The sequence below is a fragment of the Pseudoalteromonas sp. S1727 genome, from assembly GCF_005886375.1.
Classification (GTDB): domain Bacteria; phylum Pseudomonadota; class Gammaproteobacteria; order Enterobacterales; family Alteromonadaceae; genus Pseudoalteromonas; species Pseudoalteromonas haloplanktis.
In genome coordinates this window covers 225,852-239,004 of the sequence record NZ_PNDT01000011.1, presented here as the reverse complement: position 1 = coordinate 239,004, position 13,153 = coordinate 225,852, and the positions used below count along the sequence as shown (strand labels likewise).

At 41.1% G+C, this 13,153-nt stretch carries 12 protein-coding genes; 9 read left to right on the top strand and 3 right to left on the bottom strand.

Annotated features, from left to right (window positions below; all coding sequences use genetic code 11):
- Positions 1 to 90: 90 nt before the first annotated feature.
- Together CWB85_RS04475 and CWB85_RS04470 are read left to right on the top strand one after the other, a co-directional pair.
- Positions 91 to 831, top strand: a complete 741-nt coding sequence (locus CWB85_RS04475; RefSeq protein WP_016706629.1) for a copper homeostasis protein CutC — start codon at positions 91 to 93, stop codon at positions 829 to 831.
- On the top strand, positions 824 to 1,699 hold the full coding sequence (locus tag CWB85_RS04470) for a glucosamine kinase nucleotide-binding domain-containing protein (RefSeq protein WP_016706630.1): 876 nt from the start codon (positions 824 to 826) through the stop codon (positions 1,697 to 1,699). The genes CWB85_RS04475 and CWB85_RS04470 overlap by 8 nt, the downstream gene beginning before the upstream one ends.
- On the opposite strand, the gene CWB85_RS04465 is transcribed toward CWB85_RS04470, so the two are convergent.
- Positions 1,696 to 2,421, bottom strand: a complete 726-nt coding sequence (locus CWB85_RS04465) for an AraC family transcriptional regulator (RefSeq protein ID WP_029215974.1) — start codon at positions 2,419 to 2,421, stop codon at positions 1,696 to 1,698. The two genes, CWB85_RS04470 and CWB85_RS04465, sit on opposite strands and share 4 nt — an antisense overlap.
- A gap of 159 nt (positions 2,422 to 2,580) precedes the next feature.
- Here CWB85_RS04465 and CWB85_RS04460 point away from each other — a divergent pair, with 159 nt between their 5' ends.
- The 7 genes from CWB85_RS04460 (at position 2,581) to CWB85_RS04430 (ending at position 10,211) form a co-directional block, all read left to right on the top strand.
- Positions 2,581 to 3,747 (top strand): Gfo/Idh/MocA family protein, encoded by a 1,167-nt coding sequence (locus tag CWB85_RS04460; RefSeq protein ID WP_138554213.1) that lies wholly within the window; start codon positions 2,581 to 2,583, stop codon positions 3,745 to 3,747.
- Between the two features lie 7 nt (positions 3,748 to 3,754).
- Positions 3,755 to 4,810 (top strand): sugar phosphate isomerase/epimerase family protein, encoded by a 1,056-nt coding sequence (locus tag CWB85_RS04455; RefSeq protein ID WP_138554212.1) that lies wholly within the window; start codon positions 3,755 to 3,757, stop codon positions 4,808 to 4,810.
- 15 nt (positions 4,811 to 4,825) lie between these two features.
- Positions 4,826 to 6,043 carry an MFS transporter gene (locus CWB85_RS04450; protein WP_138554211.1) on the top strand — a complete coding sequence of 406 codons (1,218 nt, stop codon included), beginning with the start codon at positions 4,826 to 4,828 and terminating at the stop codon, positions 6,041 to 6,043.
- Between the two features lie 36 nt (positions 6,044 to 6,079).
- Positions 6,080 to 6,772 carry a 3-keto-disaccharide hydrolase gene (locus tag CWB85_RS04445; protein ID WP_138554210.1) on the top strand — a complete coding sequence of 231 codons (693 nt, stop codon included), beginning with the start codon at positions 6,080 to 6,082 and terminating at the stop codon, positions 6,770 to 6,772.
- A gap of 2 nt (positions 6,773 to 6,774) precedes the next feature.
- The gene (locus CWB85_RS04440) at positions 6,775 to 8,454 is read left to right on the top strand and encodes a GMC family oxidoreductase (protein WP_138554209.1); all 1,680 of its coding nucleotides are present in this window, start codon (positions 6,775 to 6,777) and stop codon (positions 8,452 to 8,454) included.
- Positions 8,455 to 8,456: 2 nt separating this feature from the next.
- Positions 8,457 to 9,215, top strand: a complete 759-nt coding sequence (locus CWB85_RS04435) for a gluconate 2-dehydrogenase subunit 3 family protein (protein WP_138554208.1) — start codon at positions 8,457 to 8,459, stop codon at positions 9,213 to 9,215.
- A gap of 129 nt (positions 9,216 to 9,344) precedes the next feature.
- Positions 9,345 to 10,211, top strand: coding sequence for a sugar phosphate isomerase/epimerase family protein (locus CWB85_RS04430; RefSeq protein WP_138554207.1), 867 nt, complete (start codon positions 9,345 to 9,347; stop codon positions 10,209 to 10,211).
- Positions 10,212 to 10,255: 44 nt separating this feature from the next.
- On the opposite strand, the gene rnd is transcribed toward CWB85_RS04430, so the two are convergent.
- Together rnd and fadD are read right to left on the bottom strand one after the other, a co-directional pair.
- Positions 10,256 to 11,386, bottom strand: coding sequence for a ribonuclease D (gene rnd / locus CWB85_RS04425; RefSeq protein ID WP_016706639.1), 1,131 nt, complete (start codon positions 11,384 to 11,386; stop codon positions 10,256 to 10,258).
- A gap of 49 nt (positions 11,387 to 11,435) precedes the next feature.
- A complete protein-coding gene (fadD, locus tag CWB85_RS04420) occupies positions 11,436 to 13,088 on the bottom strand; it encodes a long-chain-fatty-acid--CoA ligase FadD (RefSeq protein ID WP_138554206.1) in 1,653 nt (550 codons plus the stop codon).
- Positions 13,089 to 13,153: the final 65 nt, after the last annotated feature.

The following is a 13,153-nucleotide window of genomic DNA, read 5'->3' as shown; positions in this document are numbered from 1 at the left end:
ATTTAAATGCTATATTTTATTATCACATTGGCCGTGCTAATACTAAATAATTTATCAAAGCCAATCACCTTAAGATTAAGGAATTACTCGATGGGTAAAAATTTAGAAATTTGCTTAAATGCAGATGATCATATTAATCTCGTTAATAATGTAAAAACTGCATTCAAAGCAGGTGCGAGTCGCATCGAACTGTGCGGTGCAATGCACCTCGCTGGATTGAGCCCAACAGTAGAGGAAATTGAATCTGCCGTATCTGCATTACCTGCAAATGGCGAGTTACTGGTGATGGTAAGGCCAGTCGCTAATCAGTTTAATGTTGATGCCGCATTACTTAAAACCATGACAAACCAAATCTCGCGCGCTGCAAAATTGGGTGCCACAGGCGTTGTATTTGGCGCAATTGAAGGTAATAAGCTTGATATTACTGTGACAACTGAACTGGTTGAGTGCGCTAAACATTATCAGCTAGCAACCACGTTTCATCGGGCTTTTGATTGCATTGATGATAGTCGTAGTGCTATTAATACTTTAACCGAACTTGGAGTAAATCGCATTCTAACTAATGGCACCCGCTGGGGTGAAAATAAAAATATCTCACAAGAGCTTGATCGGTTACAGCGTATTATTGCTAACGCGAAAGGACAAATAGAGATCGTTATTGGTGGTGGTGTCACTGCTCAAAACGCGCACAGCTTATGGCAACTTGGCAACGAAAATGTAATCTCATTACATGCCTACTCAGGGGTACTTAATAGTTGTGGTTTGGTAGACCCATCATTAATTAACTCAATTTTACAAACATCAATTAACGAGCAAACATCCCATGACTAATCAATCCCACGCTGCGTTATTCTTAGGTATTGATGGCGGTGGCACTAAATGCCAAGTTCGACTTGAAAACGAGCACGGGGTGTTATTGGCACTTGCACAAAGTGGCCCTGCGAATATAGCCACTTCAGTAACCATTGCTCAACAATCAATCCTTGCAGCCACAGCATTGGCACTACAAAAAGCAAACTTGCCAGCCACCGCCATTGCTAGAATTCACGCTTATGCAGGTCTTGCTGGCGCAGGACTCAATGGTGCAAAAAGTGCTATGACACTCTGGCAACATCCATTCGCACAATTTAATTTCTCTACTGATTTACATATTGCTTGCAAAAGTGCACATGGTAACAACAGTGGTGCAATTATTATATTGGGTACTGGATTTTGTGCAGGGGCAATAAAAGATCACCAAATCATAGAATTAGGCGGTCACGGCCTACTTTTAAGTGATGGTGCAAGCGGAGGTTGGATTGGCTTAACGTTATTTCGCTATGCATTGGAAGTATTAGATGGTCTGTCACCTTCGAGTCCATTAATTCAGTGTCTATTGAGCGAACTTGGATGTAATACGAGCAATTTGCTAACAGAACGGGCTCTGAACGAAAAACCCGCCTACTTTGCAAGCTTTGCTCCTTTAGTGTTTAAGATGCAAGATGACCCCGTAGCACAATTAATACTCTCGCAAGCAGCCAAATTTATTACCCGCTATATCGAACATTTAGTTAAGCTTGGCTATCAAAGGATTACATTGATGGGCGGTACCGCAAAAGCAATTACGCCTTGGTTATCATACACAACACAAAGCTATTTATGCGATGCACAACGCTCGCCTGAGCAAGGTGCAATTCAATTAGCTAAATTGCACCTTTAACGTTCAATATGAGCACGCATCTGCGATGGAATTTCACCAAATAAGCGCCTGAATTGCTTACTAAAATAACTAGGTTCAGCAAAGCCACATTGATAAGCTATTTGTGAAATCGGTAAACGCGTTTCAACCAGTAACTTACGGGCATTTTCGAGACGTATTTCATTAATAAATTGGTTCGGTGTTTTTGCCAAATGTTTTTTAAAACGCCGCTCTAATGCACTTACAGATAAATGCGCAAGTTCGGCCAGCTCTTCAATACAAATATTTCTATGGTAATGTTCACGAATATAATTAACCGGACCTTCAATGGCTCTAACATTAGAAAGTGCCTTGGAGGTTTTCTGTAAATGGCGAGTTATGCCGTAAGTCCCAAGTATGTTGCCACCATCATCACAGATCATTTTTTTCGACGTTGAAAACCAAGCTAATTCACCATTTGATGTCTGATTTAATTCCAATCGGTCTGTAACAATGTAGCCATTCATAACACGTTTATCATCATTCACATATTGAAATGCAAGGTGCTTTGAAGAGAAATCAAAATCCGTTTTCAGTAAAATTTGCTCTAAAGACTTATAACCTTGATGCTCAACAAAGTGTTGATTAGCATATAAAATTCTACTTTCAATATCTTTTACCCAAAATAGAATATCAGGTAATAAATCAAATGCAGCAATTAATTGCTTCACACCAGCCTCATCTATGATCGTGTCAAAATCCATCCTATCAATCTCTGCAATGCTAAATTCATTAATAATATAAAACGCCGATTTTATTGCATTGTCAACCGAATTTATATTACCCCTACTGTGAGGCATTCCCTATTATTAATAACATGATATTAACTAACTTCAGTTGTCAGTACTGAAATGGAACTTTTAATGAATAAAACAAAAGTCCGCATGGGCATGGTCGGTGGTGCACAAGGAGCCTTTATTGGGGCGATTCATCGAATTGCAGCTCGTTTAGATGGCTTAATTGAATTAGTCGCGGGTTCTTTTAGTGCTGATCCAGCTCGCAGCCAAGCAACAGCAACAGCAACCATGTTAGGTATCGATCCCAGTCGCTGTTATGACAGTTATCAGCAAATGTTTATTGAAGAAGCTAAGTTACCTGCTGATCAACGCATTGATTTTGTCGCGATTGTAACACCTAACCATTTGCACTTCCCCATCGCAAAGCTGGCCATTGAAAGTGGTTTTCACGTTTTATCTGATAAACCAGCGACCTTGAATTTACAAGAGGCCTTGTTATTAGAGCAAATCGTACAAGCAAGTGATTGCTTGTATGGCTTAACCCACACTTATACGGGTTACCCGATGATCAAAGAAGCTCGTCACCGTATTGCTCAAGGCGAGCTTGGGACTATTCGTAAGGTGGTTGTTGAATATAGTCAAGGTTGGCTTTCTAGAAATGAAGACGAGCAAGCTAAACAAGCTAAATGGCGTTTAGATCCGCAACAAGCTGGTATTAGTTGTTGTATAGCCGATATTGGTGTCCATGCTGCAAACTTAGCTGAATATGTCAGTAATCTAGAAATTACTGCATTATGCGCAGATCTAAACCAGATTGTACCAGGTAGAGCGCTTGATGACGATGGTACGGTATTACTGCGCTTTAACACAGGTTGTAAAGGCGTGTTAATGGCAAGCCAAGTTGCATTAGGGGAAGAGAATAACCTTAATTTACGTATTTACGGTGATAAAGCCAGTATTGAGTGGTCGCAGATGGAGCCCAATAGTTTATGGCTTAAAAGTCATAACGCACCAACAACATTACTACGTGCAGGAGTCGCATTAAAAAGCCAAGCTGCTCAAAACGCTTTACGGGCTCCCGCCGGTCACCCTGAAGGTTACCTTGAGGCATTTGCAAACATCTATGTCAATTTTGCTAAGCAGATCGAAGCGAAAAAAGCCGGAAGCTTAGCCGCTAACGCTGACTTCGATGTTCCTGGTATTAAAGAAGCCATTCGTGGCATGGCATTTATTGAAAATGCAGTTGAGGCATCAAACAAAGACACTAAATGGCAACCATTTCAAATTGGATAAGCAAACTATGAAAAAAATAAAAGGCCCAGCAATATTTTTAGCGCAATTCATCAGTGATGAAGCCCCTTTTAACGACTTTAAAAGTATTTGTCAGTGGACAGCCAGTTTAGGTTATAAGGCAATTCAACTGCCAACATCAAACCCCGCGATATTTGATTTAGAAAAAGCCGCTCAAAGCCAAGATTACTGCGATGAGGTGACTGGTATTGCGGCACAAGCAGGGCTTACAATTTCAGAGTTATCAACACACTTACAAGGTCAATTAGTTGCAGTACACCCAGCATACGATGAAATGTTTGATAACTTTGCACCAGAACAATTACGTGGCAACCCTGCGAGTAGAACCCAATGGGCGATTAAGCAATTAAAGATGGCAGCCAAGGCCAGTAAACAGTTAGGTTTGACCACCCATGTTACTTTCTCTGGTGCTTTACTTTGGCATACCTTCTACCCTTGGCCGCAACGACCACAAGGCCTAGTTGAAGCTGGGTTTACTGAACTTGCTAAACGTTGGCTGCCAATACTTGATTACTTTGATGAAATGGGCGTGGATGTTTGCTACGAGCTTCATCCTGGGGAAGATTTACACGATGGTATTACCTTTGAGCGTTTTTTAGCCGCGACTAATAACCATCCACGGGTAAATATTCTTTATGATCCGAGTCATTTTGTTTTACAGCAACTTGATTACCTTTCGTTTATCGATATTTACCATCACAGAATAAAAGCATTCCACGTTAAGGATGCAGAGTTTAACCAAAATGGCCGTAGTGGCGTTTATGGCGGCTACCAAAATTGGCAAGACCGTCCAGGCCGGTTTCGCTCATTAGGTGATGGACAAATTGATTTCAAAAGTATTTTTAGCAAGTTAACCCAATATGGGTTTGATGGCTGGGCCGTTTTGGAGTGGGAGTGCTGTATTAAACACCCTGAAGATGGCGCCCGTGAAGGTGCTAAATTTATACAAGATCATCTGATCCGCCCAACAGCTAAAGCGTTTGATGACTTTAGTGCAATGGACACTAATGATGATCGCAATAAGCGGATATTAGGCATTAAATAAACAGGATCACACACAATGAATAATAACAATAATCACCGTATTATTTTTCGGCTTTGCTGTATTGCACTGATTGTTACATCGATGACATTTGCAATAAGGGCCGGTATCTTAGGTCAATTAGGCGAGCAATTTGGCCTCACGGGTGCTCAACTAGGCTGGGTCAATGCCATGGCTTTTCTGGGCTTTCCGGTTGCAACTATGCTCGGTGGCATTATTTACAATGCTATAGGTGCTAAGAAACTAGTGACACTGGCATTTGTTTGTCACTTAGCAGGGTTGCTTTTAACTATCATTGCAGAAGGCTTTTGGGGATTACTTATCTCAACCTTTTTAATTGGCTTTGCCAATGGCTCAGTTGAAGCTGGTTGCAACCCTCTCATTGCACAAATGTATCCAAAGAACACTACAACCATGTTAAACCGTTTTCACGTGTGGTTCCCTGGTGGCATAGTTATCGGTGCACTGGCCTCAAACGTGATGACCTCCTTTGGTTTTAGTTGGCAATGGCAAGTAGCGTTAATCCTTATTCCGACCATTATCTATGGCTTAATGATGGTCAAAGCACAGTTCCCACAATTTAATACTCAACTAAATTCAACAACTAGCAACTTAAAGCATCTACTTTCGCCTTTATATTTGTTTTTAATTATTTGTATGACCCTCACCGCTGTAACCGAATTTGGCACTCAACAATGGATTGAGCAAATTCTTGGCTCATCAGGTGCCTCGCCTATGGTGATTTTGGCACTAATTACAGGGTTAATGGCATTAGGGCGTTTCTTTGCTGGGCCTATTGTGCATCGCTTTAGTCCTTCGGGCGTACTGCTGGGTTCAGCTGTGTTTTCAACCATTGGCATATTTTTAATGAGTCAAGCACAGGGTAATGCAATTTACTTTGCCGCCGCTTTATTCGCTATTGGTGTGACTTACTTTTGGCCGACCATGATTGGTTGTGTTGCTGAATACACACCAAAAACGGGGGCACTGGGAATGTCTTTAATCGGTGGCGCCGGTATGTTTGCGATGAGTTTGTGGAACCCAGTAATTGGTTATTGGATTGACAATGCCAAACAGCAAGCTCAGCAAACACAACTCAGTACAGAACAAATAGAAATAGGTGCGGGGCAAGCTGTATTACAAAACCTGTTACTCTTTCCAATAGTACTGGTTGTGGTCTTTATTGGCTTTCACCTGTTTATAACAAAACAAAAAAATGTAGAAAAACACGTTTAATAGCAATACGTCACACACAAAATAAAGGGGTACTTTATGCTTAAAACAATTTCAGTATTATCCATTGCACTGGCATTTAGCAGCGTAGCATTTGCCAAAACAGCTGATAACCAGCTGAGCAAAGAAGAACAAAAAGCAGGCTGGCAATTACTGTTTAATGGCCAAGACATGTCGCATTGGCGTAATTTTAAAAGTGATACGATCAGCTCAAAATGGATAATTGACGATGGCGCTATGCTACTAACCAAAGGTGGCGGCGATATATTAACGAAAAAAATCTATGAAAACTTTGACTTAAAGCTTGATTGGAAAATCAGTGAAGTCGGCAATAGTGGCATTTTTGTCCTAGCCGATGAACTTGGTAAATATATATACTCGCACGCACCTGAAATCCAAATTATCGATAATGAGCGCCATTCTGATACCAAAATTGACTCTCACCTTTCAGGCTCTATTTATGATTTGCTAACAGCACCGAAGTCGGCCCATAAGCCTGCAATGCTATGGAACACGGTACGCATAAAAATGCTCAATAATCATTTACAGGTTTGGCAAAATGGCGTTAGCACAACCAGTATTGTTGTTGGCAGCAGCTCATGGAACACCTTAGTTCAAAACAGTAAATTTGCGACTTGGTCTAACTTTGCCACTGCCAATAAAGGCCGTATTGGCTTACAAGATCATGGTGACAAAGTGTGGTTTAAAAATATTAAAATTAAGGAGCTATAATTATGTCAACGTTTGATCATAAAGTGTTAGTTGTTGGCTCTGGAGCCGGTGGTGCTATGGCTGCATACACCCTGACAAAACTAGGTCATAAAGTATTATTACTTGAAGCAGGCCGTAATTACGACCCTAAGACAGAAAGCCCCATGTTTCGTCGTAACAGCGAAGCTCCCCTGATGGGCGCAGGTAACAAAGATAAAAATTTTGGTTTTTACGATGCCACCGTTGATGGCGGTTGGCAAGTACCAGATGAGCCTTATACCAGTGCTAAAGGCAGTGATTTTTATTGGTGGCGTGCGCGTATGCTCGGTGGTCGAACTAACCATTGGGGTCGTTATTCATTGCGCTTTAGTGAGCACGATTTTAAAGGTAAAAGCCGTGATGGTCACGGCGCAGACTGGCCATTTGAATATGCTGATTTAGCTCCTTGGTACGATAAAACAGAAGAACTTGTAGGAATATGTGGTACCAATACGGGCCATGAAGATATGCCTAATTCATCGCCAGGTATTTTACAGCCACCACCTAAACCTCGTGTACCAGAGCTATTAATAGCAGCGTCGGCTAAAAAACTAGGCATTGATGCTGTGCCAATGCACCGCGCGGTTTTAACACGCCCGAAAGATGACCGTATGGCCTGTTTTTATGCGACTCCTTGTGGCTCTGGTTGTTCTATAGGAGCAGCATTCCAAACCACAACATCGCTGCTACCAATGGCAAAAGCAACCGGTAATTTAAAAGTAATAACCGACGCCATGGTTAAATCAGTCAAGGTTGATGAGCAAGGAAAAGTAACCGGAGTGACCTATGTTGATAAACACACAGTAACAGAGCATGCCCTTGATGCAGATGTGGTTATCTTAGCGGCCAGTGCCTGTGAATCAGCACGTATTTTATTAAACTCAAAGAATAAAAAGCACCCTAAGGGCCTGGCTAATTCAAGTGGTCAAGTTGGCCGAAACTTAATGGACTCGACCGGTGCATGGTTAGGTGCACAAATTCCAGCACTTAAAGGTCGCCCACGCTATAACGAAGATGGCCATACCGCCAATCACTTATTTATTCCGTGGTGGGGTCACCAAGCACAAGCAAACAATGAACTGGATTTCCCACGGGGTTATCACTTTGAGCTAGGAACAGGGTTTGGACAACCTGGCTCTGGCGTATCGGGTGACAAAAATGGCTATGGCCCTGCCCTTAAACAACAAATACGTGATGCCTATGGCTCGTATGTAGGGTTTGCACTACGTGGCGAGATGTTACCTAACAAAGATACTTACATGGAAATAGACGAAAACGTCAAAGATAAATGGGGTATTCCGGTTTCAAAATTCCACTTTAAATGGTCAGACAGGGAATTAAAGCAAATTGAGCATGGCTTAAAAACCGCGAAGCAAATCCTAGAAAATATGGGTGCAACCGTTGGTGAATTGCCACCAGCTGAAAAAGCGATTTCAAAAGGCGGTGAAATCATCCATGAAGTGGGCACAACCCGAATGGGTAGCTCAAAGCAAGACTCTGTAACAAACCAATGGGGTCAAACATGGGATTGTAATAATCTTTTTGTAATGGATGCAGGTGTATTTGCGTCAAACCCTCACAAAAACTGTACGCTCACCATCATGACACTGGCAATGCGTAATTCAACTTGGCTTGCTCAACAAATTGATAACGGGGTACTTTAATTATGCATCATCGTAACGAACACGACTCATATAACTATGTTTCTAACATGAGCCGCCGTGAGTCATTAAAATGGCTTGGTTTATTAGCTGCGGGCTCTGCTGTTGGTTTAACTGCTGGCTGCACAAAAGCACTTGAAGATGATGTGCCAGTTTCTGCAAAAGAGCATTGGCCTGATTTAGATATTAAGCCTGTGACAGCTAAAGGCTATGGTCAAGATCCTAATTTGGTGATGCCACCAGAATCACCTTGGCCGTTGACATTAACAGCAGACGAACTTACCTTAGTTGCCCTATTAACTGATTATATCGTACCGCGTGAAGGGGCTATTCCTTCAGCCAGCGAGTTACAAGTACCCGCGGTGATCAATGAGTGGGTTAGTGCCCCCTATGAAGGCCAGCAACGGGACCGAATTAAAATCTTAAATTCACTCGCGTGGCTTAATGACGAAGCACAGCTGCGTTTTAAAAAACAATTTGTTGCACTTAATGAGCAACAACATCGTGCAATCTTAGACGATATAGCGTTTTTGAATGAGCAAACACCCACGCAGTTTAAGCGTATTGGAAAAGCATTTTTACGCTTTAAAGAATTAGTGCTCGCTGCCTTTTTCTGCACGCCTGAAGGCTGTAAAGACATAGGTTATCTGGGCAACGTACCGATTGCTGGTGATTACCCTGGACCATCTGACGAAGCAAAAGCCCATTTAGATACTGTTTTAAATGAGCTTGGTTTAAGTGAATTCGCTTATAAGGAGCTGTGATCACAACATAGAGTTTTACCCATCAAGTTAAGTCTCTAACCATTTATTAGCGTGCTAAAATGGTTAAGATGCTATTTGCCCAGACCAAAGCAGGGATTTATTCCCTGCTTATTTTTTAGGTATTTTATTATGTTTAAAGCCAGCTATTTACCATTTTTTAAAGCTATCGTAAGTCTGTTAGCCATACTTGCACTGCACTCTTTTCCTGCCTCTGCAACTACTAGTGAGCCTGTTAAAGTCAGCGTGCAATTGTGGTCGGTTAAAGATGCATTAAAAGCTGATTTTGATGCAACCATCACAGCGCTTGCAGAGATGGGCTTTCAAGGGCTCGAATTTGCAGGTGATTTTGGCCCTTATAAGAACAACCCTCGTGCACTTAAAAACAAACTTGCAAGCTTAGATTTAGTGGCCAGTAGTGCACATATTGGTTTTGATGCATTAACGGATAGCCACTTGATGGAAACCTTGCTGTTCTATAAAACACTTGGAGTAACCACTTTGTTCGTGCCGTGGGATGAGCGCGCTTGGGATCCTAAAGGTGTAATGCAACTATCAAAGCAACTCACAGAACTTAATAACATTGCGCAAAAATATGAGATGAATATTGGTTTTCATAACCATAATAGAGAGTTTGAATCATTCAATAATGCAACTTATTGGGATGCAATTGCTACTAATACTCCTACGAGTTTGCCACTGCAACTTGATATTGGCTGGGTGCATTACGCAGGCAAAGAGCCGCTTTATTTCATCAAGAAATACGCAGGTAGAACCTACGCGACACACCTAAAAGTTCGGACCCACGAAAATGACGGCTTAAGCCCTATTTTCGGTGAAAATAATTATCCTTGGGGTAAAATAATACAGTCGCTAATTACTGATGGCGCCACCAAGTGGTTGGTTGTAGAGCAAGAAGAATATCCAGACGGTTTAACTTCTCTACAAAGCGTTGCTAAATCAAAAGCCAATTTAGATAAAATACTACGCAGCATGTAATGTTGAACGTTAGGAGCTCGCTTAATAAACGAGTTCCTATTTTATTACACATCCCACTCTTGCAGTGCATCTTTAACGTACTCATAACGCCATGAGTTCAGTAGATCCGGTTTAGGAGAATTTGCGCGTTGCTCTGGGGTTAGCTTCCAGTTCCAACTTATTAGCTGGTTTATTTGCTTTTTAGATGCCAGTACATCTTCAGGTATGCCCTGCTCTTTCGCGGCTTTAGTTATTTTTTGTTTAATGTCTTTAGCTACTTTTTTATAAGCTGGAAAGTCAATCAAGCGTTTTAGTGGCTCAGGAAAATCTGACACCGGCACTACCTTGGCTTTTTCTATACACTTTAAAATTTCAACACCAGAGCGGTTAACTTCGATATTTTCAACTTCGGGGATGCTGCGTAATGCATTTAGACTGCTTGGTTTACGTTTCGCAATTTCAACCAAATTATGTTCTTTTAATACAAAGTTAAGCGCTAAGTTTTTACGAATAGCTTTATTTCGTCGCCATGCTGCAAGCTCTCTTAGTACCGCAAGATCCGCAGGTTTCAATTGCCATGAATTTTTTATATCTTGATACAAGAGTTCGTCTGGCGTTTGATAGGCACGTTTTTGCGCCACAAGCTCACTTTCATTGATCACAATATCAAAAAATTCAGCTTCATTGATTTGCTTAATAATAAGGTCAAAACACGGTAATAGATGAAATACATCAGCCGCGGCATAATCAAGCTGCTTAATTGTCAGTGGCCGCTGTAACCAGTTAGTGCGCGATTCACTTTTATCTATTTCAATATCCAGTAAGTTTTTAACCATATGCGCAAAGCCCATACAGTTACCACTACCCAATAATTGTAAAGCAAATTGCGTATCAAATAATGGCATCGGCACAAAACCGGCATATTTTTGAAATACTTCAATATCTTCAGATGGGGAATGCAATACTTTAAGAACAGTGGGATCGCGTAAAATCTCCCAAAAATCAAATAATGACAGTTCAGCAAGGGGATCAATTAACGCTAAATGCTCGCCATCATATACTTGAATAAGCGCCACTTCAGGATACAAAGTACGCCGGCGCATAAATTCGGTATCAATTGCTAAGATAGGTTTGTTGCGAATTTGCTCAACAAACTCATTTAATTGATTTTGGGTTTGGATCAATTGATATTGCACTTAATCTCCTACAGTAAAAAGCCGACAATGATGTCGGCTTTTTAGCTTGCTAATCTTTCAAGGCTCGTCTGAGTATCTTGCCAACGTTTGTTTTTGGCAATTCATCCCTAAACTCAACCAGTTTCGGGACCTTGTAATTAGTTAAATTATCACGACAGTGGTTTATTATATCTTTTTCAGTTAAAGATGGGTCTTTTTTAACTATAAAAACTTTAACTTGTTCGCCGCTAACATCATGTGGGATGCCAATTGCCGCAGCCTCAAGCACGCCGTCATGCATTGCAATCACTTCTTCAATTTCATTTGGGAACACGTTAAAGCCAGATACAATAATCATATCCTTTTTACGGTCAACAATGTAAAAGAACCCTTCATCGTCATAAGTAGCAATATCGCCAGTTGCAAACCAACCATCTTGCAGGCATTCAGCTGTAGCATCTGGACGATTATAATAGCCAGCCATAACTTGCGGACCTTTTACCCAAAGCTCACCAGGCTCACCTTTGGCGGCTTCTTCACCATTATCTAACATCAGTTTTAGCTCTGTACTTGGCGCTGGTAAACCAATCGAACCATTGTAAGAGTCTAGATCATATGGGCTGACAGTAACCAATGGCGAACACTCTGTTAAACCATAGCCTTCCATTAGTTTACTGCTGGTAATTTTTTGCCATTTTTCAGCAACAGGGCGCTGTACAGCCATCCCCCCACCCAATGACATTTTCAGACTTGAAAAATCTAGTTCTGCAAAGCCAGGGGTGTTGAGTAACCCATTAAATAACGTATTTACACCGGTAATCGCGGTGAATTTATGTTGGCTTAACTCTTTTACAAAGCCTTTCATATCACGAGGGTTGGTGATCAATAAATTTAAGCCACCGTATTTCATAAAGGTTAAGCAGTTAGCCGTTAGGGCAAAGATATGATAAAGCGGTAATGCAGTGACCACGACTTCTTTACCGCGCTCTAATACTTTATCTAAACAACCTGATACTTGCTCTAAATTACCGACCATGTTGCCATGGGTTAGCATTGCGCCTTTAGAAACACCAGTTGTACCACCAGTGTATTGCAAAAATGCCAAATCAGATAAGCACACTTCAGGCTTATTGTAATTAGCTTCATTAGCGCCAAGTAAAGCGTCAAACTTAATTACCTTAGGCAGAGAATAGCTTGGCACCATTTTCTTGATGTATTTAACAACAAAGTTAACCACATGCTTTTTAATACCACCAACCATATCACCGACTTGCGTAACAACTATGTGTTTTACATTGGTTTTTGGCAGTGCCTTTTCTAGCGTGTCAGCGAAGTTAGCAAGGATAAAAATTGCTGAAGTTTGCGAATCATTTAACTGATGTTCAAGCTCGCGAACTGTATAAAGTGGATTAACATTTACCACTACACAGCCAGCACGCAAAATACCTAATATTGAAACTGGAGTTTGCAATAAATTTGGCATCATCACTGCCACTTTATCGCCTTTTTTTAACCCTAGATCATTTTGAATATACGCTGCAACACGCTTAGTAGCGCTATCTATTTCAGCATAACTCAATGTTTTACCCATATTGGTAAATGCAGGCAAGTCTTTGTAATCAGTGAAGCTTTTTTCAAACACTTCTAACAACGAGTTGTAGTGCTCAGGATCGATTGTTTCAGGCATACCCTCTGGGTAGCGCTTCAGCCAAATTTTTTCCACTCTTAGCTCCTGTTCTGTTTATAATTTATTTTTATTAAACCTTAAACTAAGTAAGGCAATTCCAC